The sequence below is a fragment of the Xanthomonas hortorum genome (genome assembly GCF_011305375.1).
GTDB lineage: Bacteria > Pseudomonadota > Gammaproteobacteria > Xanthomonadales > Xanthomonadaceae > Xanthomonas > Xanthomonas hortorum_E.
On the sequence record NZ_VCME01000004.1, the window covers coordinates 329,011 to 348,925 of the forward strand.

The window sequence follows — 19,915 nt, forward strand, 5'->3', positions numbered from 1 at the left end:
CTTTAAATAATTTTCTGGATTGGGGTTCTAGCAAACGCTAGGACATCAAGCTTCGGCAGTCTCGGCGACCGGCGCGGCGGCTTCGTCGCCACCACCCTGCTTGTCGCCAACGGCCTTGACGGCACGGGCGAACATGGCAGCCGGTTCGGACAGCACGCGGGCCAGCATGGCCAGGGCCTGATCGCGGGTCGGCAGCGATGCCAACACGTCGACGTGACCAGCCGGGAACAGTTCCCCGCCGATGGACACGACCTTGGCCTGCAACTTGTCGTTGCCCTTGGCGAATTCCTTGATCAGGCGACCGGCAGCGCCGGGCTCCTCCATCGAAAACGCATACAGCAAAGGACCGACCAGCTTGTCAGCGACGACAGCGAAATCAGTACCTTCAACGGCGCGCGCGGCCAGGGTGTTCTTGACAACTTTCAAGAACACACCGGTTTCGCGGGCCTGCTTGCGCATCGCGGTCATCTGGGAGACCGTGATGCCAGCGTATTCGGCGGCGATCAAGGAGTGGGCCTTGGCGGCGATGTCTGCCAGCTCGGCGACTACTTCTTGCTTCTGAGACAGATTGAGAGCCATTGCACTCCTCCGTTAAAGCCGGGATTCGGGATTAGCGATTCGGGATTGGTCAGAGCTGATGAAGCCGCTTCTGCCAATCCCCAATGCCGAATCTCCAATCCCCGCTTCAAACTACTCCGCTCGCGGCTCCTGCCGGTTGCGGTCCAGGGCAGCCTCCATCCTGGAAGCCGGGAACATCGACCGATGTTCCTTTGGTGGCCTTTCTAGACCTGGAGTGGGCTCGATCCGGGATGTCCCAGACGCGCGTAAACCAGAAAGCTCCAGAAGGGCGACACCATCTACGCCGGCCAGCTCATACGAACCTGATTAAGCGACCCCGCTGCATCGACGGCGACTCCTTGCCAATGTGAGCATCCCTGCCCGTCGTCGATCTGCGCTGACCGCGCCTGCGGTCTTTGACGGCTACCGCCGGACATGCCGGCGATCGCCTTCAAAATGTCCGTTACCCCAAAGGAGGGAACGGACTCCCAGCACACGGTGACCCGGGCCGGAAAAACAATGCTGTACTACATCGACGGGTCAGGCCCATGACAGGCCTGACTCATCGGATCACTTCAGCGCAAGGCTGGACTGATCAACCGTGACGCCAGGACCCATCGTCGAGCTGACCGACACCTTCTGCAGGTAGGTCCCCTTGGAGGTGGGCGGCTTGGCCTTGATCAGGTCAAGCAGCAGCGCCTGCAGGTTCGACTTCAGCGCTTCGTCATCGAAGCTGGCCTTGCCGATGGTGCAGTGGATGATGCCGGCCTTGTCGGTGCGGTAGCGCACCTGACCCGACTTGGCATTCTTGACGGCTTCACCCGGGTTGGCAGACACGGTGCCGACCTTGGGGTTCGGCATCAGGCCGCGCGGGCCCAACAGCGTGCCGAGCTTACCGACGACGCGCATTGCGTCCGGGGTGGCGATGACCACGTCGTAGCTCAGATCGCCGGCCTGCATCTTCTCGGCCAGGTCGTCCATGCCTACTGCCTCGGCGCCTGCAGCCAGGGCTTCGTCAGCCTTGGCGCCGGCCGGTGCGAACACTGCAACACGCACGCTCTTGCCGGTACCGGCCGGCAGCACGGTGGAACCGCGCACCTGCTGGTCGGACTTCTTGGCGTCCACGCCCAGGCGCACAGCAACGTCGATCGACTCGACGAACTTGGCCTTGGTCACGGTCTTCAGGATCTTGATTGCGTCATCGAAGGCATAGGTCTTGCCCGGAACGACAGCGGCCGCAATGGCCTTAACGCGCTTGCTCTGTGCCATATCTTAGCCCTCCACCGTCAAACCCATGCTGCGGGCAGAACCCGCAATCGTACGCACCGCCGCTTCCAGCTCGGCCGCAGTCAGATCGGCTTCCTTGGTCTTGGCGATCTCTTCCAGCTGCTTGCGCGTCACCTTGCCCACCTTGTCGGTGTTGGGACGCTTGGAGCCGGAGGTCACACCTGCGGCCTTCTTGAGCAGCACGCTGGCCGGGGTGCTCTTGGTGACGAAGGTGAAGGTACGGTCGGAATACGCGGTGATGATCACCGGCGTCGGCAAACCCGGCTCCAGCTTGGACGTCGCTGCATTGAACGCCTTGCAGAACTCCATGATGTTCAGACCGCGCTGACCCAGTGCAGGGCCGACCGGCGGCGCAGGGTTGGCCTGACCGGCCTTGACCTGCAGCTTTACATAACCAACGACTTTCTTACCCATTTCGATACTCTCCGGGTGCTAGCGCCTTGACGACAGGCTCCCCATCGGACCGGGAAATCACGTGTCCCGGCTTCACGTTTCTGGTAACACGCAGATGGCCGCCATGCGGCAGCCATTATTTCCCGGCGGTTCGCCAGGTGAGCGAGCCGCGCACTATAGCAGCAATTGTTGCGGGTGCCTAGGCAGCACCCGACTGGGTCAGCCCTTCTCGACCTGACCGAACTCGAGCTCGACCGGCGTGGAGCGACCAAAGATGAGTACGGCAACCCGCAACCGGCTCTTCTCGTAATTGACTTCTTCAACAACGCCATTGAAGTCGTTGAACGGGCCATCGGTGACGCGCACCATCTGACCCGGCTCGAACAACACCTTCGGACGCGGCTTCTCGACACCGTCCTGCACGCGCTGCAGGATTGCATCCGCCTCTTCGTCGCGAATCGGCAACGGGCGGTCGGCCGTGCCGCCAATGAAACCCATCACTTTGGAAGTTTCCTTCACCAAGTGCCAGCTTTCATTGTCGATACGCGGGATACCGGCTTCTTCGTGCGTCTCGATCTGCACCAGCACATAGCCGGGGAAGAACTTGCGCTCAGACCGACGCTTCTGGCCGGCACGCATCTCGATGACTTCTTCGGTCGGCACCAGCACGTCACCGAATCGCTCTTCCATCTCGGCACGCACGATGCGGTCGCGCAAGGCCTGCGCGACAGATTTTTCAAAGCCTGAATAGGCGTGAACGACATACCAACGCTTCACTGCTTGATTCTCCTTAACGAGCCAGGAACCACTGCGTGAGCTTCTGGATGACGAAATCGAAGCCGCCCAACAGCAAACTCAGAATGATCACAACAACAATCACGACCCAGGTGGTACGGATGGCTTCCTGGCGCGTCGGCCAGACCACCTTGCGCAACTCGAACCTGGATTCGGACATGAATTCACGGGTTTCACGGCCTTTGCCGGTCCCCAGAAACACAAACGCACCCGCCGCTAACCCAACGATCACAGCCAGCGCGCGCAATTGCGGCGTCCAGGCTCCAAACTGGGTTGCGCGTTCAGGCGCAGAAAACCAGAACCACACAAACAACCCCGCAATCACCAGGAGCGCGGAGAGGACGTATTTCACGATATCAGCGCTGGCAGCAGACGCGCTTTTGGAAGGCTCGATTTTGCTATTCATCCGGCTCTAGTTACCGATCTGACCCGAATTACTGGGCCGGAAAGAGGAGTGGCACGCCAGGAGGGACTCGAACCCCCAACCTGCGGTTTTGGAGACCGCTGCTCTGCCAATTGAGCTACTGGCGTATGTACTCGTTTACCGCAAACCCTAAGACAACGAAGGCGGACCGAGGTTCAGCCGGCCCGCCATTCGTTTGAATCCAGCCGCCGCGAGGCGACTGGATGCAGGCACTTACTTGATGATCTTGGCAACCACGCCGGCGCCGACGGTACGGCCACCTTCACGAATCGCGAAGCGCAGACCTTCGTCCATCGCGACCGGATTGATCAGGGTCACGACCATCTTCACGTTGTCGCCCGGCATCACCATCTCCACGCCTTCCGGCAGCTGGCAGGCGCCAGTGATGTCGGTGGTGCGGAAGTAGAACTGCGGACGGTAGCCCTTGAAGAACGGGGTATGACGACCACCCTCATCCTTGGACAGCACGTAGACTTCGGCTTCGAACTCGGTGTGCGGCTTGATCGAACCCGGCTTGCACAGCACCTGGCCGCGCTCCACGTCGTCGCGCTTGGTGCCGCGCAGCAGCAGACCGGCGTTATCGCCTGCCTGACCCTGGTCCAGCAACTTGCGGAACATTTCAACGCCGGTGACCGTGGTCTTCTGCGTGTCGCGGATACCAACGATTTCGATTTCGTCGCCGACCTTGATGATGCCGCGCTCGATACGACCGGTCACCACGGTGCCACGACCCGAGATCGAGAACACATCTTCGACCGGCATCAGGAACGGACGGTCAACGTCGCGGGTCGGATCCGGGATGAAGGTATCCAGGGCTTCGACCAGCTTCAGGATCGCCGGCACACCGATTTCGCTCTGATCGCCGTCAAGCGCCAGACGGGCCGAACCGTGGATGATCGGAGTGTCGTCGCCCGGGAAGTCGTACTTGCTCAGGAGTTCACGCACTTCCATCTCGACCAGCTCAAGCAACTCGGCGTCGTCGACCATGTCGGCCTTGTTCAGGAACACGACGATGTGCGGCACACCGACCTGACGCGAGAGCAGGATGTGCTCACGGGTCTGCGGCATCGGGCCGTCGGCAGCCGAACACACCAGGATCGCGCCATCCATCTGCGCTGCACCGGTGATCATGTTCTTGACGTAGTCGGCGTGGCCGGGGCAATCGACGTGCGCGTAATGGCGCACTGCGGACTCGTATTCAACGTGTGCGGTCGAGATCGTGATACCACGCGCCTTCTCTTCCGGCGCTGCGTCGATCGCGTCGTACGCCTTGAACTCGCCACCGAAACGCTCGGCACCGATCTTGGTCAGCGCAGCGGTCAACGTGGTCTTGCCATGGTCGACGTGACCGATGGTGCCAACGTTAACGTGCAGCTTTTCGCGAAGAAATTTAGCTTTTGCCATGGGTGCGTGTCTCGGTAATCGTTTGGAGTTGAAGACGATTGAGTAATGGTGCTCACGAAAGGAATCGAACCTTCGACCTCCTCCTTACCAAGGAGGTGCTCTACCGACTGAGCTACGTGAGCGAGTTTTGCATTATGCCATGCATTTACGTTCAATGGAGCGGGAGACGGGAATCGAACCCGCACCATCAGCTTGGAAGGCTGAGGTTCTACCGTTGAACTACTCCCGCGCCGGGAACTGCAAGACACAACATGAAACTGGTGGAGGGAGGTGGATTCGAACCACCGAAGGCGTAAGCCAGCAGATTTACAGTCTGCCCCCGTTGGCCGCTTGGGTATCCCTCCAGCTTTTACTACCGGACCGGGGCGCGATGAAGCGATTCGGTTCGGGGTGAAGCAGCCCGCTATTTTGTTGTGGGAGACAAGCAGTGTCAACAAAAATTTCGCGCTATTTGTCACGCCTGAATGTGCGCAGCCATGCCGGCCGCGCGCGCCCGCTCAGACGTTGAAGCGGAAGTGCAGCACATCGCCTTCCTTGACGCGATATTCCTTGCCTTCCAGCCGCAGACGACCGGCATCGCGCGCGCCGGTTTCGCCGCGGTACTTGATGAAGTCGTCGAAACCGATCGTCTCGGCGCGGATGAAGCCCTTCTCGAAATCGGTATGGATCACCGCTGCGGCCTGCGGCGCAGTGGAGCCGGCCTTGACCGTCCACGCGCGCACTTCCTTGACGCCTGCAGTGAAGTAGGTCTGCAGGCCAAGCAGTTTGTAGGCCGCGCGAATGACGCGATTCAAGCCAGGCTCGGCCAGGCCCAGGTCGGCCAGGAAGGTGTCGCGATCTTCGTCGTCGAGCTGCGACAGTTCTTCTTCGATCGCTGCCGAGACCGGCACCACTTCGGCACCTTCGGTCACTGCATGCGCACGCACCGCATCCAGGTGCGGGTTGTTCTCGAAACCGTCTTCGAGCACGTTGGCGATGTACATCACCGGCTTGAGCGTGAGCAGGAACAGATCGCGCACCAGCGCTTTTTCTTCCTCGTCCAGCCCGGCGGCGCGCCCGGCTTTGCCATCGGCCAACGCGGCCTGCAACTTGGCCAGCACCGGCTTGCGTGCCGCTGCATCCTTGTCGCCGCCCTTGGCACTGCGCTCGGCACGGTTGAGCGCCTTTTCCACGCTATCCAGATCGGCCAATGCCAGCTCGGTATCGATGGTTTCGATATCGGCGATCGGGTCGACCTTGTTGTTCACGTGGATGACGTCGTCGTTCTCGAAGCAACGCACCACGTGGGTGATCGCATCGACTTCGCGGATATGCGCCAGGAACTTGTTGCCCAGTCCTTCGCCGCTTGCCGCACCGGCGACCAGGCCGGCGATATCGACGAACTCGACCGCGGTCGGGATCAGCTTTTGCGGCTTGACGATCTCAGCCAGCTGGTTCAGCCGCAGATCCGGCACCGGCACGATGCCGACGTTCGGCTCGATGGTGCAGAACGGGAAATTGGCCGCAGCGATGCCGGCCTTGGTCAGCGCATTGAACAGGGTCGACTTGCCGACGTTGGGCAGGCCGACGATGCCGCATTTGATACCCATGGTGCACGTCCGGGATTTGGGATTCGGGATTGGAGATTCGCAATGCCGCATGGCCGCAAATCCCCAATCCCCAATCACGCGTCCTTACTGGTATGCAGGCGCTTCATCGCCTCGTTGAAATTACCTTCCATTGCCAGCGGCAGCACATCGATAGCGGCGTCCACTGCCGCGCCGATCGCCGCATCGTCGTCGCGCCCTGCTCGTCCCAGCACCCATGGCACCACACGATCCTTGTGACCGGGATGACCAATGCCGACACGCAAGCGGTGAAATTTGCCGTGCCCCAGCAGGCGGATGGTATCGCGCAGACCGTTCTGGCCGCCGTGGCCACCATCGAACTTGAGCCGCGCAGTGCCCGGCGCCAGATCCAGTTCGTCGTGTGCAACGAGCAGCTGTTCCGGCTCGATCTTCCAGAACCGCAACGCGGCGGTGATCGATTTGCCGCTGAGATTCATGAAGGTGGCCGGCTTGAGCAGCCAGACCGGTTGACCGGCGATCTCGACCTTTGCGGTCTCGCCGAACAACTTGGCATCCAGCCCCCAGCGCGCGCCATGGCGCTCGACGAGGGCATCGACGAAACGAAACCCGGCGTTATGCCGGGTTTGCGCGTGTTCCGGACCGGGATTCCCGAGTCCCACAATCAGGCGGAGTGCAGACATGCCAGTCACCGCAGCCGATCCCCCGCGCAGTGCGAGGGATCGGCCGACGGATTACTTGGTCTCGGCGCCTTCGCTACCTTCTTCACCGGCAGCGTCTTCTTCTTCGATGCGCACGTGCTTGGCAGCAACCACCGCCACGTCGTGCTCCTTGCCCAGCTTCAGCTCCGGAATTTCCACACCGGCCGGCAGCTTGATCTCGGACAGATGGATCACGTTGCCAACTTCCAGAGCGCCAAGGTCCACTTCGATGAACTCCGGCAGATCCTTAGGCAGGCAGACGACCTGAACTTCGTTCAGTTCGTGGGTCACGACCACTTCGCTGGACTTACCGGCCGGCGAGGTTGCTTCGTTGACGAAGTGCAGCGGCACAGCGGCGCTGAGCTTCTCGTTGGCGCTGACGCGCTGGAAGTCGATGTGGATGATCAGCTGCTTGAACGGATGGCGCTGCATGTCACGCAGCAGGACCTGCTGCACGTCGCCATTGAGGTTCAGGTCGAGGATCGACGAGTAGAACCACTCGTTCTGCTGGGCAAGCCAGATCTGCTCGTGGTTGAGCTGGATGCTGACCGGCTCGAGTTCGCCACCGTAGACGATGGCCGGAATGACGCCAGCGTGACGTAGGCGGCGGCTCGCACCCTTCCCCTCGTTCGCGCGGCGCTCGACCTTGATTTCGTGTGTCTTTGCCATTGGATTTCACTACCTGGATTGGAATATCGCCTCGCGGCGATGAAGCGTCTCACCCGCGACCAGGTGAGACGTGGTGCAGGCACCCGGAGAACCGGGCACCGAATGAAAAATCAGTCGACGTAGAGCGAACTGACCGACTCGCCGAAGGCGATGCGGCGAATGGTCTCGGCGAGCAGTTCGGCCACGCTCAGCTGACGAATCTTGGCGCAGGTGCGCGCGGCTTCGTTCAACGGAATCGTGTCGGTGACCACCAGCTCGTCGAGCTGCGAATTGTTGATGTTGTCCACCGCCGGGCCGGACAGCACCGGGTGGGTGATGTAGGCCACGACCTTGAGCGCGCCGCGCTGCTTCAGCGCTGCGGCAGCGGCGCACAAGGTGCCGGCGGTATCGACCAGATCGTCGACCAGCACGCAGGTCTTGCCCTGCACGTCGCCGATGATGTTCATCACCGTAGCGACATTGGCGCGCGGACGGCGCTTGTCGATGATGGCCAGGTCCGCATCGTCCAGACGCTTGGCGACGGCGCGCGCGCGCACCACACCGCCCACGTCCGGCGAGACCACGATCAGGTTATCGGTGCCGTAAGCGCGCCAGATGTCGGCCAGCAGCAGCGGCGAGGCGTAGACGTTGTCGACCGGCACATCGAAAAAGCCCTGGATCTGGTCGGCATGCAGATCGACCGTCAACACGCGGTCGGCCTCCATCGCGCAGATCATCTTGGCGGCGACCTTGGCGGTGATCGGCACGCGCGAGGAACGCATGCGGCGATCCTGGCGCGAGTAACCGAAGTACGGAATCACCGCAGTCACCGATGCGGCGCTGGCGCGCTTGAGCGCGTCGATCAGCACCAGCAGCTCCATCAGGTTTTCGGCGCTTGGCGCGCAGGTCGGCTGGATGACGAACACTTCCTGCCGGCGCACGCTCTCTTCGATTTCGACCTGCACTTCACCATCGGAAAAGCGCGTGACCAGCGCCTTGCCCATGCGAACGCCAAGCTCCTTGCAGATGCTTTTGGCAAGCGGCTTGTTGGCATTGCCGGAGAACACCAGCAGATTACGTTGGTCTTGCATGAGATCTCTCGGGCGGCGGCGAAGAGCGTGCGGGTCGATGGTGGAGCGGGCCAAAGCCAAATCAACGCCAGGCTTTTTTGTTGAATCCCCGCACATGGATGTGCGGGCTCTTGCAGAGGGACCTGCATAACTTGCAGAGGGACCTGCATAAAATGGCAGGGGCGGTAGGATTCGAACCTACGAATGCCAGGATCAAAACCTGGTGCCTTGGGCCTCTTGGCGACGCCCCTGCATCAAACTTGTCTCGCGTCCAGTGCGTCGAGCAGTGGCGAGTGCGCTGCACCTTCCACGACCCACGCCCTCAGATTGTCCGGCAACTGCGCCAAGGCCTGCTCTGCAGCAGCGCGCGTGGCGAATTCGACGAAACAACCGCTCCCTGACCCGGTCAAACGCGGCGTCCCGATCCTGGAAAGCGCCTGGAACACTGCCTCGATGGCGGGTTCACGGCGCCGGAGGACCGGCTCGAACGCATTGTCGAGCAGAGAACCCGAAGCGAAGTCCGCTATTTTCACGGGCGCAGCATCCCGCGTCAATTCCTGTGATTGAAATAAAACAGGTGTGGGCACGTGAATGCCTGGATCGACCAGCACATAGGATGCTTTCGAGAGGCTGATCGGGGTCAGTTGTTCGCCGATGCCTTCGGCCCAGGCGTTGTGTCCGTGCACGAACACCGGCACGTCGGCGCCAAGCCGCAAGCCCAGCTCGGCCAGGGCATCGACCGGCAAACCCAGTCCCCACAAGGCATTGAGCGCGACCAGCACGGTGGCCGCATCCGACGACCCGCCGCCGAAACCGCCGCCGGCAGGGATGCGCTTGTCGACCCGGATGTCGGCGCCGGCCTGCGCGCCAGCGCTGGATTGCAGCAGGCGCGCGGCGCGGATCACCAGATCATCGTCCTCGGCCACGCCCGGCAGACTGTCGCCGATGCGCCGGATCAGGCCGTCGCTGCGCAGACGAAGATGAATGGTGTCCCCCCAGTCCAGCAGCCGGAACACGGTTTGCAGCAGGTGATAGCCATCGGCGCGACGACCGATGATCCGCAGGAACAGATTCAGCTTGGCCGGCGCAGGCCACGCCGACCAGCCCGCTTCCAACGCTGACATCAGGGCGAGACCGTCCATTGGTCGACCAGCAGGCGCACCTTGGCTTCGCCGTTGCGGGCTTCGATGCGCTGCGGCAGCTCGGGCTGGCCGGCGCTGGCCGGGGCCCAGGCGAGAAAGTCGATCGTCCAGCCGTCCTGCTGCACGGTGCGCGGGCGGCCGGCGGCATCCAGATCCACGCGCCCGGCACCCGCATCGACGATCCGCAGTGCGCGCACCCAATCGGGCATCTGGTTGACCGGGATGGTCCATCCGGTTGCTTCCAGCAGTACCTGCTCGGCGTCGGCGCCGCTGCGAGGGCCGCCTTCCAGGCCTTCCAAACGCCCGGCACCGGTGGTGGTGTCGCCGGTAAGCACCCAGCTCTGCCGGGTCACCGGCGCGCTGAGCTGCACGCGATAGCGCGGGCCGTCCTGCTGCCAGTCGATGCGGCCGCTGCCGCCATTGCTGCCCTTGCTGATCGCCACCCGGCCCTGGAACGACCAGTTCGGGTGCGCCTGCAACCAGGCCTGACGTGCGGCTTCGGCCTGACGCGCGCCATCGGAGACCTGCTCGACCACGGCCGCACCACTGCCCTGCCCGCGCGGCACGCTCACGCAGCCGGACAAGCCTGCGAGCACCAGCCCGCTCAGGGCCAGTGTGCGGACTACACCACCCCTCATAGCCCGAACTTTTCCACGGCACGTTGCAGCGCGCGGTTGTCGGGATCAAGACGCCGCGCTTCATCGAAATAGCGCCGTGCCTCGTCCTGCTTGCCGCTGACCCACAGCACTTCGCCGACATGCGCGGCGATTTCCGGGTCTTTGACCAGCGCCCAGGCGCGGCGCAGCTGCACCAGGGCTTCCTTCAGGCGGCCCATGCGGTACAGCACCCAGCCGTAGCTGTCGACGATGGCCGGGTTGTCCGGATCGGCGGTGCGGGCGCGGTCGATCAGCGCCAGCGCTTCCTTGTAGCGAGTGGTGCGGTCGGCCAGGGTGTAGCCCAGCGCGTTGAGCGCCCCGACATTTTCCGGCTCGGCGACCAGGATCTTGCGCAGATCGGCCTCGGCACGGGGGACGTCGTCGCGGCGTTCCCAGGCCAGGCCGCGGGCATACAGCAGCGCGCCGTCGTCTGGATACGCAGCCAGGCCGCGCTCGAAAGCATCCAGTTCGCCCGGTGCATCGCCGGCACGTTGGTGCAGCTCGGCTTCGAGCACATAGGCGTCGCGACGCGCATCATCGTCGGCGCTGGCGTCGCCCTGCAGTGCGCGGGCTTCGGCAAGCGCCTCGGGCTTGCGGCCCAGTTCGTACAGTGCGCTGGCAGCGCGCAGACGCGCTTCGCTCAGCTGCGGGCCGCCGGGCACGCCGCGATACCACTCCACTGCCTCGTCGTACCGCTTGAGGAACTCGGCGATCTTGCCGAGCAGCAGGCGACGGTCCGGATCGGGCTTGGTGGCGTTGCGCTTGAGTTCGCCGTACAGCGCCTCCAGCGAGGTGCGGTCTTTTTCCTTGGCGAGCATGGAGGCACGCAGCCCGTAGGTCTGGGTGTCCTGCGGCCCGGTAGACAGCACCCGCGCAGCCGCCTCGGTCTGGCCCATGGCGTCGTAGGCGAATGCCAGCGCACCACGCAGTTCGGAGTCCTTCACCGCCTGCGGCTCGATGTTCTTCAGCAGCGCCAGCGCTTCGTCGTTCTTGCCTTCCTGCTGCAGCTGCGTGGCGTGCAACAAGGCCACGCGCGGCTCTTCGGGGAAGCGGCGCACCACTTCGTCGACGATGCGCTTGGCCAGCGCCGGGCGCTCCATGCGCAAGGCGAGCCGGCCGAATTCCTGCCAGGCTTCGATCTGATTGGGGATGGCGCCGGCCTTGACCAGGTCTTCGAGCGCGTCGGCCGAAGCTTCCGGCTCGCGCCCGCCATTGGCCAGGGCGATCAGCGCGAAGCGCCAGCCGCGCGGGTCGGGCTCCTTGAGCAGGCCAAGCAGATCGCGGCGTGCGGTGCGCAGGTCGTTGCGGCGCAGGGCCAGCGAGGCTTCGGTGCTGCGCATGGCCATCGACGAGGGCGCGCGCGCGCGCCACAGCGCCAGGGCTTCGACCGCGCGGGCATCGTCGTTGGCCAGCATGGCGATGCGAGCGGCGCGTTCGGCCAGCCCGGCGTCGCCGGCTTCGGCCTTGGCCGCGTCCAGATAGGCGCGGGCGGCATCGTCCAACTGCCCGGCCTGCAAGGCGAATTCACCGGCGAGCACGGGTTCCAGCGACGTGGTGCCGGCGCTGCTAGTCGGCGGCGTGGGCGGAGCTTTTTTGGGTGCTGCAATGGCGTTGGCGGAGACTGCTACCAGCAAAAGAACACTCAGGATGCGAATCGGTACAGGCATCGGGGGCAACCGGGCCGTAAAATGGGGCCCTGAATGGCCGCCAGCTTATCGCAAGCAACTGAACAATGACGTTGTGGGTGCTCGGACTGAATCACCAGACCGCACCTGTGGACCTGCGCGAACGCGCGGCGTTCGCAGGTGAGGCGCTGCCGCGCGCGCTCGAATCCTTGCGCGCGTTGCCGCAGGTGCGCGAGGCCGCGTTGCTGTCCACCTGCAACCGCACCGAGCTGTACGCGATGGCCGACGACCCGCACAGCCTGGTGACCTGGCTGGAGACACATGCGCCGGGCTTGAGCGGTTATCTGTATCAGCATCAGGAAGAAGCAGCGGTACGGCATCTGTTTCGCGTCGCCACCGGGCTGGATTCGATGGTGCTGGGCGAGCCGCAGATTCTGGGTCAGGTGAAGGACGCCTGGGCGGTGGCGCGTGCGCACGGCGCGCTGGGCAGCGGGCTGGACCGGTTGTTTCAGCAGACCTTCTCGGTGGCCAAGCGTGCGCGCACCGACACCCGCGTCGGCGCCAATCCGGTGTCGGTGGCCTCTACTGCGGTGCGCCTGGCGCAGGAATCCTTTGCGCGGCTCAACGAATCCACGGTGCTGCTGATCGGCGCTGGCGAAACCATTGAACTGGCCGCCAAACATCTGAGCGAAGGCCGCGTGCGCCGCTTGCTGATCGCCAACCGCACCCTTGCACATGCGCAGACGTTGGCGAGCCAGCACGGTGGCTATGCGTTGCCGCTGACCGATCTGGACCGCCATCTGGCCGAGGCCGACGTGGTGTTTTCGGCTACTGCCGCACGCGAGCCAATCGTGACCCGGGTGCAGGTGGAACAGGCGCTACGCGCGCGCAAACGCAAGCCGATGCTGTTGTTCGACCTGGCAGTGCCGCGCGATATCGAGGCCTCGGTGGCCGAGCTCGGCGATGCCTACCTGTACACGGTGGACGACCTGGAACGCGCGGTGGAAGACAACCGCCGCGGCCGCCGCGAGGCCGCCGACCAGGCCGAAGCGATCATCGATCTGCAGGTCGCGCGCTATGTCGAAACGGTGCAGGCCAACGCGCGCCAGGCGCCGCTCAAACGGCTGCGCGCGTTCGGCGACAGCACCCGCGACGAATTGCTGGCCAAGGCGCGCCAGCAATTGAATAACGGCAAGCCAGCCGATGAAGTCCTGGAACAACTGGCGCATGCGCTGACCAACCGCTTGCTGCATCCGCCAACTGCCGCGTTACGCGATGCGGCGCTCAACAACGACCTGGAACTGACCAGCGCGGCCGACCGGCTGTTTCCGGAAAAACCCGGTTACCAACATCCCCCTGTAGCTACCCCGATCGTGAGGACTGATGACGCCGACCCTGCGCCGTAAGCTCGAAGCGCTGGCCGAGCGCCGCGAAGAACTGCAGCACCTGCTCTCCGACCCCGAGGTGGTGAGCAACAACGACAAGTTCCGCACGCTGTCGCGCGAGCTGTCGCAGCTGGAGCCGTTGGCCGTCGCCCTGGAAGACGAAGCGCGCGCCAAGGCCGATCTGAGCGCAGCCGAAGCCATGCGCAACGATCCGGAAATGCGTGAGCTGGCCGAAGAAGAAATCGCCGCCGCACAGGCACGCCTGGACGAGCTGGACGCGCAGCTGGCCCTGCTGCTGGTACCGCGCGACCCGCGCGACGAAGGCAATCTGTTTCTGGAAGTGCGCGCCGGCACCGGCGGCGACGAAGCGGCGATCTTTGCCGGCGATCTGTTCCGCATGTATGCCCGCTATGCCGAGCGTCAGGGCTGGAAGGTGGAAATCGAATCCGACAGCCCCGGCGAGCACGGCGGCTACAAGGAGGTGGTGGCACGGGTGGTCGGGCGCGGTGCGTATTCGCGGTTGAAGTTCGAATCCGGCACCCACCGCGTACAACGCGTGCCGGCGACCGAATCGCAGGGCCGTATCCACACCTCGGCGGCGACGGTGGCGATCATCCCCGAAGCCGACGATGTGGAAGAAATCGTGATCAACCCGGCGGACTTGAAAGTGGATACGTTTCGCTCGTCCGGCGCCGGCGGACAGCACGTCAACAAGACCGAATCGGCGATCCGTATTACCCATGTGCCCAGCGGCGTGGTGGTGGAGTGCCAGACCGAGCGCAGCCAGCATGCCAATCGCGACAAGGCGATGAAGCGGCTGAAGGCGCAGCTGGTGGAAGCAGAGCGCAGCAAGGCCGCCGCTGCCGAGGCGCAGACGCGCAAGTTGCAGGTCGGCAGCGGCGACCGTAGCCAACGCATCCGCACCTACAGCTTCCCGCAGGGCCGCATCACCGACCACCGCGTGGAAGGCCTGACCTTGTACGACCTGCCCAACATCATCGAAGGCGATCTGGATGCACTGATCGCACGACTGCTGCACGAGCATCAGGCCGACGAACTGGCGCGGTTGAGCGACAGCCCGTGAGTACGGACGTCCCGCGCGAGCTATTGCAGCTGCGCGAGGCGGTGCGACGCCAGCCCGGCGATTTCGTGGCCTGGTTGATGCTGGCCGACGCCGAACTCGGTCTGGGCGCGATCGCTGCCGGCGAAGCCGCAGTGCAACGCGCGCTCATCCTGTACCCGGGCCATCCGGAAGCGGTGGCGTGGCTTGGCCGGGTGCGCTGGGCGCAGCAACGGCATGCCGAGGCGGCAGCGTTGTTGCAGCAGGCATCGGACCTGGTACCGCAGCATCCGGGCATCGCGTTATGGCTGGGGCATGCATTGGAAGATGCAGGCCAGGCCGAAGCTGCCGCGGCCGCGTATACGCGTGCGCATCAGTTGCTGCCCGATGAGCCCTACATCACTGCGCAATTGCTCAACTGGCGACGCCGTTTGTGCGATTGGCGTGAGCTGGATGCACTTGCTGCGCAGGTCCGTGCGGCGGTGGCGCAAGGCGCTGCTGCGGTGGAACCGTTCGCCTTTTTGAGCGAGGACGCCAGCGCCGCCGAACAGCTGGCGTGTGCACGGACGCGCGCGCAGGCAATTGCTTCCGTCCTGCGCCCGTTACCACCAGCTGCCGTGCGCTACCAGGGCGCGTTGCGAGTCGGCTTCGTCTCCAATGGGTTTGGTGCACATCCCACCGGCTTGCTGACAGTGGCGTTATTCGAAGCGCTGCAGCGGCGTCAGCCGACCTTGCACCTGCATCTGTTTGCGACCAGCCATGACGACCGCAGCGAGATTCGCGCGCGCCTGGCGCAAGCCACGACCTTGCACGATGTCACCGCGCTCGGGCATCTGGCCACTGCGCAGCACATCCGCGACCAGGGCATCGATCTGTTGTTCGATCTACGCGGCTGGGGTGGCGGCGGGCGACCGGAAGTGTTCGCGCTGCGGCCAGCGCCGGTACAACTCAACTGGCTGGCGTATCCGGGTACCTCGGGCGCGCCGTGGATGGACTACGTGCTGGGCGATGCGTTTGCGCTACCGCCGTCGCTGGAGCCGTTTTACAGCGAGAAGGTGTTGCGCTTGCGAGGAGCATTTCAGCCATCGGACACCTCACGCGTGGTTGCCGAGCCGCCTTCGCGTACGCAGTGCGGCTTGCCCGAGCAGGGCGTGGTGCTGTGCTGTTTCAACAATAGCTACAAGCTCAATCCGCGCAGCATGGCACGCATGTTGGCAGTACTGCGCGCGGTACCGGGTAGCGTGCTGTGGTTGTTGTCCGGGCCAGGTGAGGCCGACGCGCGTCTGCGTGCGGTGGCGCAGGCCCAAGGCGTGGATGCGCAACGCCTAGTATTCATGCCGAAGTTGCCGCATCCGCAGTATCTGGCGCGCTACCGGCATGCGGATTTATTTTTGGATACGCATCCTTACAACGCGCATACCACCGCATCGGATGCGTTATGGGCGGGTTGCCCGGTGTTGACGACACCCGGCGAGACCTTTGCGGCGCGGGTAGCCGGCAGCTTGAATCATCATCTTGGGTTGGATGAGATGAATGTGGCGGATGATGCCGCGTTTGTTGCCAAGGCGGTGGCGTTGGCGAGTGATCCGGCGGCGCTGAGTGCGTTGCGTAAGCGGGTGGATGTGCTGCGGCGGGAGTCTGGGGTGTTTGAGATGGATGGGTTTGCGGATGATTTTGCTGAGTTGTTGCAGGCACTCGCGCGGCGTCATGGTTGGTTGGGAATTTAGCGCGGGCTTTTTGCTTTCAAAATAGATGGCTGTCTTCCGCCGTACCCTCACCCCACCCGCCGCTCCACGCCCCGGCCCGCGCTTGCGGCGCGGGCGCTCCAAGGCACGCGCGCTCATGCCGCGCAAGCTGTGCCTCCTCGCCCCAACGGGAGAGGGCTCCAGTCAACTTCCTCAATATCGCGTTCAAACTCCTCGAAGTCACAGTAATGAAGTGCCGAGGCGGCAGCGTGGCCGGGGATTGGCGGAAAGCGGCACAGGGATGTGCCGCGGCGGCGAGTCAGACAGGATGTCTGACCGAGCCGAGGAGCCAGTCCCCGGCCGCGCTGCTGCCCCTTGCTGAAGTTAGTACCGACCGAAGCCAGTACCGACAGGCATCGTGCTTCGCCGTACCCTCACCCCAACCCCTCTCCCGCCGGGAGAGGGGCTCCAGACAACTTCCTCAATATCAAGTTTAAACTCCTCGAAGTCACAGTAATGACGCGCCGAGGCAGCAGCGTGGCCGGGGATTGGCGGAGAGCGGCGCAGGGATGTGCCGCGGCGGCGAGTCAGACAGGATGTCTGACCGAGCCGAGGAGCCGATCCCCGGCCGCGCTGCTGCCCCTTGCCGAAGCTAGTACCGACCGAAGCCAGTACCGACAGGCATCGTGCTTCGCCGTACCCTCACCCCAACCCCTCTTCCGGAGGGAGAGGGGCGTCCAACCTTGTGGCGTGGGCGCTCGGCGGCACGCACACCAGTGGCGCGCAAGCTGTGCCTTCTCGCCCCCAGGGAGAGCGGCTTATCGATTTGCCACGAACTGTCAGTTGCTAATTGCCAGTATCAGCGGATCCTCTGCGACTGACTTTGTGCGGCTTCACGCCGTACTGCTGTACCCGGCCGTCCAGGCTCGCTAGGCTGGCGGCATGCCTTCCAATCTCGACTTCATTCCCTTGCACCTGTGCGTGCTGACGGTGTCCGACAGCCGCAGCCTGGCCGATGACCGCTCCGGCGATTATCTGGTCGAGGCCCTCACTCACGACGGTCACCTGCTGCACGAACGCGCGTTATGCCCGGACGACCGTTACCGCATGCGCGCGATCGTCTCGAACTGGATTGCCGATGCGCAGGTCGACGGCATCCTGATCACCGGTGGCACCGGCTTCACCGGCCGTGACAGCACGCCGGAGGCGATCACGCCGTTGCTGGATAAGGCCATGCCCGGGTTTGGCGAATTGTTTCGCGCCATCAGCGTCGAGGAAATCGGCACCTCGTCATTGCAGTCGCGCGCATTCGCAGGCCTGGCCAATCACAGTTTCGTGTTCTGCCTGCCCGGCTCCACCTCGGCCTGCCGCACGGCGTGGGAAAAGATCGTGCGTGCACAACTGGATGCGCGCACCAAGCCCTGCAATCTGGCGACACTGCGTCCACGTCTGGGCGAATAGCCTGCGCGCTCCATCGCTGTCGGAACGCGCATGTCGCACCTGAAACGCAAGGCCTACAAAAAACTGCTGGCACCGCTGCAGCTTGAACTGGTCAACATGGCGCGCTGGCTGCGGCATACCAACCAGCGCGCACTGGTGCTGGTGGAAGGCCGCGACACGGCCGGCAAGGGCGGTGTAATCCAGACCATCGCCAGCCACCTCAATCCGCGCCAATGCCGGGTGGTGGCGCTGCCGACACCCAACGATCGCGAAAGCACGCAGTGGTATTTCCAGCGCTATGTGGCGCATTTGCCGGCGGCCGGCGAGTTGGTGCTGATGGATCGCAGCTGGTACAACCGCGCCGGCGTGGAACGGGTGATGGGCTACTGCACCGACGCCCAATACGAGGCGTTTCTTGAGCAGGCGCCGCGCTTCGAACAACTGCTGGTCGACGACGGCATTTTGCTGTTCAAGTATTGGCTGTGCGTGGATCAGGCCGAGCAGGAACAGCGCTTTGCCGAACGCCAGGAAGATCCGCTCAAGGGCTGGAAGCTGTCGCCGGTGGATCTGCAGTCACGTAGCAAGTACGACGACTACACCGCTGCGCGCGAGCGCATGCTCGAAGTGACGCATACGCCGGACGCACCGTGGACGCTGGTGGAGTTCAACGACCAGAAGCTGGGCCGATTGAGCCTGATCCGCGACCTGCTGGATCGGCTGCCGGACACTGCGGTGCCTGAAGAAAAAGTGCAGCTGCCGCCGTTGGACGGCAAACCGCACAAGGAACGTTATGGCGTGCTGGAACCGATCGACGATTACGCCGGCCAGTCCTGAGAGAGTTCGTCGCTGGCAGCGGTGGTCCGCGGCAACGGATACAGGCCGGCCTGACGCTCGGCCTGCTCGGCCTGCAGCACCAACTGGCTCAGGCGCTGACTGAACAGCTGCATGAAACCGCGGTGCAGCGGACGCATCGCTTCGATGTAATCCACATCATCGGCCTGTGCCCCGAGCGGGCTGCACGAGGACAGCAAGACTTCGTCCAGGCGTAGCGCGCTGTCCGGCAGACGCACCAGTGCGGCGCGACGCAACCAGTCGCGCATGCCCTGGCGGTATTCGTTGGCCAGGATGTAGGCCACTTCGACCTGGTCCAGGTCCACGTCCGGATTCCACGCCAGCACCTGGATGACCTGCGAACGCTCGTCCAGCATGCGGCTTTCAGCGACCAGACCGTGCAATTGCTGTAGCAAACGCCACTGCACGCCAGCAGCCTCGCGCTGCGGCGTCGGCATGGTCTCGATGGCCAGCGCCAATCGGCGTGCGAACAACGCCGGCACATCGGCCAGCACGATCGGGCCGGCATCGGCGCCGAGCAGGAAGCGCTCGGTACGCAGCGTGGCGGTATCGGGCAGATAGCCGTCCTGCAGCGGACGGGTGACGCCGTGATCGAGCAGAGACAGCACCACATCCAGCCAGTAGCGACGCTCCTGCTGCAGCGCGCGGTTGGCGCTGGCGTTCTGCCAGGCCGGGCGCACATCGTCCAGACGGGCGATGCAGGTCTGCGCGTCCAGGGTGTCCCACGGCGCGCGGGTGGCGTCGTTGGGATCGAAGTTTTCCACGCTGAGCATGCCGCCGCCGAAACGGTGCCAGGCCGCGCCACGCTGGGTATCGGCCGGGTCGGGCTTGGGCGCGGAGAGCGGCGCAGCGTTGGCCGGGCGCAGCAAGGCAGCGTAGGCGTCTGTCCACGAATCGGGCAGGCGCGCAGACATGGGATAGCTGGCCGAAGACGCCTGGCCCAGGCCGTCGCGCGCCAGCCGCAGGCTCCACAGCACCGCGCCAATCACGATGCCGCCGAAGATCCAGGCCAGCAACCAGCTCGTAGCCGCTTGCTCAGGTTGCAGCACGCGGGTCTGCGGTTGCAGGAACAACAACCAGCCGCTGCCCAGCAGCACGCCGAGATACAACCACGGCGCGAGCTGCGTCAGTTGACGGTTGCTGCGGTGTGCAGGCAACGCGTGCCTGTCATTGCGGTCTTGAGATGGAGCGGCCATACATTCCCCCTGCACGCTGTGATCGCGTT

General features: G+C 64.0%; 19 protein-coding genes and 5 tRNA genes. 5 read left to right on the forward strand and 19 right to left on the reverse strand.

What is annotated here, in order from left to right:
- Positions 1–45: 45 nt before the first annotated feature.
- The 18 genes from rplJ to FFY45_RS04620 all read right to left on the reverse strand — a co-directional run bounded on the left by rplJ (position 46) and on the right by FFY45_RS04620 (position 12,310).
- Entirely contained in the window at positions 46–579 is a 534-nt protein-coding gene (gene rplJ / locus FFY45_RS04535) for a 50S ribosomal protein L10 (RefSeq protein ID WP_016900680.1), read from the reverse strand.
- 549 nt (positions 580–1,128) lie between these two features.
- A complete protein-coding gene (gene rplA / locus FFY45_RS04540) occupies positions 1,129–1,827 on the reverse strand; it encodes a 50S ribosomal protein L1 (RefSeq protein WP_176339531.1) in 699 nt (232 codons plus the stop codon).
- A gap of 3 nt (positions 1,828–1,830) precedes the next feature.
- A complete protein-coding gene (rplK, locus tag FFY45_RS04545) occupies positions 1,831–2,259 on the reverse strand; it encodes a 50S ribosomal protein L11 (RefSeq protein ID WP_176339532.1) in 429 nt (142 codons plus the stop codon).
- A gap of 198 nt (positions 2,260–2,457) precedes the next feature.
- Positions 2,458–3,015, reverse strand: a complete 558-nt coding sequence (nusG, locus tag FFY45_RS04550) for a transcription termination/antitermination protein NusG (protein WP_043908886.1) — start codon at positions 3,013–3,015, stop codon at positions 2,458–2,460.
- Positions 3,016–3,028: 13 nt separating this feature from the next.
- Entirely contained in the window at positions 3,029–3,439 is a 411-nt protein-coding gene (gene secE / locus FFY45_RS04555; RefSeq protein ID WP_006450619.1) for a preprotein translocase subunit SecE, read from the reverse strand.
- A 49-nt stretch (positions 3,440–3,488) separates the two neighbouring features.
- Positions 3,489–3,564 (reverse strand) — tRNA-Trp (locus FFY45_RS04560).
- A gap of 106 nt (positions 3,565–3,670) precedes the next feature.
- Positions 3,671–4,861, reverse strand: a complete 1,191-nt coding sequence (tuf, locus tag FFY45_RS04565; RefSeq protein WP_108350190.1) for an elongation factor Tu — start codon at positions 4,859–4,861, stop codon at positions 3,671–3,673.
- 46 nt (positions 4,862–4,907) lie between these two features.
- Positions 4,908–4,983: transfer RNA gene (locus tag FFY45_RS04570), tRNA-Thr, on the reverse strand.
- A gap of 33 nt (positions 4,984–5,016) precedes the next feature.
- A tRNA-Gly gene (locus FFY45_RS04575) sits at positions 5,017–5,090 on the reverse strand.
- Positions 5,091–5,119: 29 nt separating this feature from the next.
- Positions 5,120–5,205: transfer RNA gene (locus FFY45_RS04580), tRNA-Tyr, on the reverse strand.
- A gap of 153 nt (positions 5,206–5,358) precedes the next feature.
- A complete protein-coding gene (gene ychF / locus FFY45_RS04585; RefSeq protein WP_043888972.1) occupies positions 5,359–6,450 on the reverse strand; it encodes a redox-regulated ATPase YchF in 1,092 nt (363 codons plus the stop codon).
- Between the two features lie 74 nt (positions 6,451–6,524).
- Positions 6,525–7,109 carry an aminoacyl-tRNA hydrolase gene (pth, locus tag FFY45_RS04590; RefSeq protein WP_023902814.1) on the reverse strand — a complete coding sequence of 195 codons (585 nt, stop codon included), beginning with the start codon at positions 7,107–7,109 and terminating at the stop codon, positions 6,525–6,527.
- 51 nt (positions 7,110–7,160) lie between these two features.
- On the reverse strand, positions 7,161–7,796 hold the full coding sequence (locus FFY45_RS04595) for a 50S ribosomal protein L25/general stress protein Ctc (protein ID WP_023902813.1): 636 nt from the start codon (positions 7,794–7,796) through the stop codon (positions 7,161–7,163).
- A gap of 110 nt (positions 7,797–7,906) precedes the next feature.
- Positions 7,907–8,866, reverse strand: a complete 960-nt coding sequence (locus FFY45_RS04600) for a ribose-phosphate diphosphokinase (RefSeq protein ID WP_006450614.1) — start codon at positions 8,864–8,866, stop codon at positions 7,907–7,909.
- 153 nt (positions 8,867–9,019) lie between these two features.
- Positions 9,020–9,096, reverse strand: a tRNA-Gln gene (locus tag FFY45_RS04605).
- 3 nt (positions 9,097–9,099) lie between these two features.
- Positions 9,100–9,987, reverse strand: a complete 888-nt coding sequence (ispE, locus tag FFY45_RS04610) for a 4-(cytidine 5'-diphospho)-2-C-methyl-D-erythritol kinase (RefSeq protein WP_176339533.1) — start codon at positions 9,985–9,987, stop codon at positions 9,100–9,102.
- Positions 9,969–10,625 (reverse strand): lipoprotein insertase outer membrane protein LolB, encoded by a 657-nt coding sequence (gene lolB / locus FFY45_RS04615; RefSeq protein WP_176339534.1) that lies wholly within the window; start codon positions 10,623–10,625, stop codon positions 9,969–9,971. The genes ispE and lolB overlap by 19 nt, the downstream gene beginning before the upstream one ends.
- Complete coding sequence (locus tag FFY45_RS04620) at positions 10,622–12,310, reverse strand: tetratricopeptide repeat protein (RefSeq protein ID WP_043908883.1); 1,689 nt, start codon at positions 12,308–12,310, stop codon at positions 10,622–10,624. Before FFY45_RS04620 ends, lolB begins: the two co-directional genes overlap by 4 nt.
- A gap of 65 nt (positions 12,311–12,375) precedes the next feature.
- On the opposite strand from FFY45_RS04620, the gene hemA reads away from it, so the two are divergent.
- From hemA to ppk2, 5 genes are all read left to right on the forward strand, one after another.
- Positions 12,376–13,674 carry a glutamyl-tRNA reductase gene (gene hemA, locus FFY45_RS04625; protein ID WP_006450610.1) on the forward strand — a complete coding sequence of 433 codons (1,299 nt, stop codon included), beginning with the start codon at positions 12,376–12,378 and terminating at the stop codon, positions 13,672–13,674.
- Positions 13,652–14,737, forward strand: a complete 1,086-nt coding sequence (gene prfA / locus FFY45_RS04630; protein ID WP_115039894.1) for a peptide chain release factor 1 — start codon at positions 13,652–13,654, stop codon at positions 14,735–14,737. Before hemA ends, prfA begins: the two co-directional genes overlap by 23 nt.
- A complete protein-coding gene (locus tag FFY45_RS04635; RefSeq protein ID WP_176339535.1) occupies positions 14,734–16,440 on the forward strand; it encodes an O-linked N-acetylglucosamine transferase family protein in 1,707 nt (568 codons plus the stop codon). Before prfA ends, FFY45_RS04635 begins: the two co-directional genes overlap by 4 nt.
- A 900-nt stretch (positions 16,441–17,340) precedes the next feature.
- Positions 17,341–17,859, forward strand: a complete 519-nt coding sequence (moaB, locus tag FFY45_RS04640) for a molybdenum cofactor biosynthesis protein B (RefSeq protein ID WP_176339536.1) — start codon at positions 17,341–17,343, stop codon at positions 17,857–17,859.
- Positions 17,860–17,889: 30 nt separating this feature from the next.
- Positions 17,890–18,672 (forward strand): polyphosphate kinase 2, encoded by a 783-nt coding sequence (gene ppk2 / locus FFY45_RS04645; RefSeq protein WP_176339537.1) that lies wholly within the window; start codon positions 17,890–17,892, stop codon positions 18,670–18,672.
- On the opposite strand, the gene FFY45_RS04650 is transcribed toward ppk2, so the two are convergent.
- On the reverse strand, positions 18,654–19,886 hold the full coding sequence (locus tag FFY45_RS04650; protein ID WP_176339538.1) for a hypothetical protein: 1,233 nt from the start codon (positions 19,884–19,886) through the stop codon (positions 18,654–18,656). The two genes, ppk2 and FFY45_RS04650, sit on opposite strands and share 19 nt — an antisense overlap.
- Between the last annotated feature and the right edge of the window lie 29 nt (positions 19,887–19,915).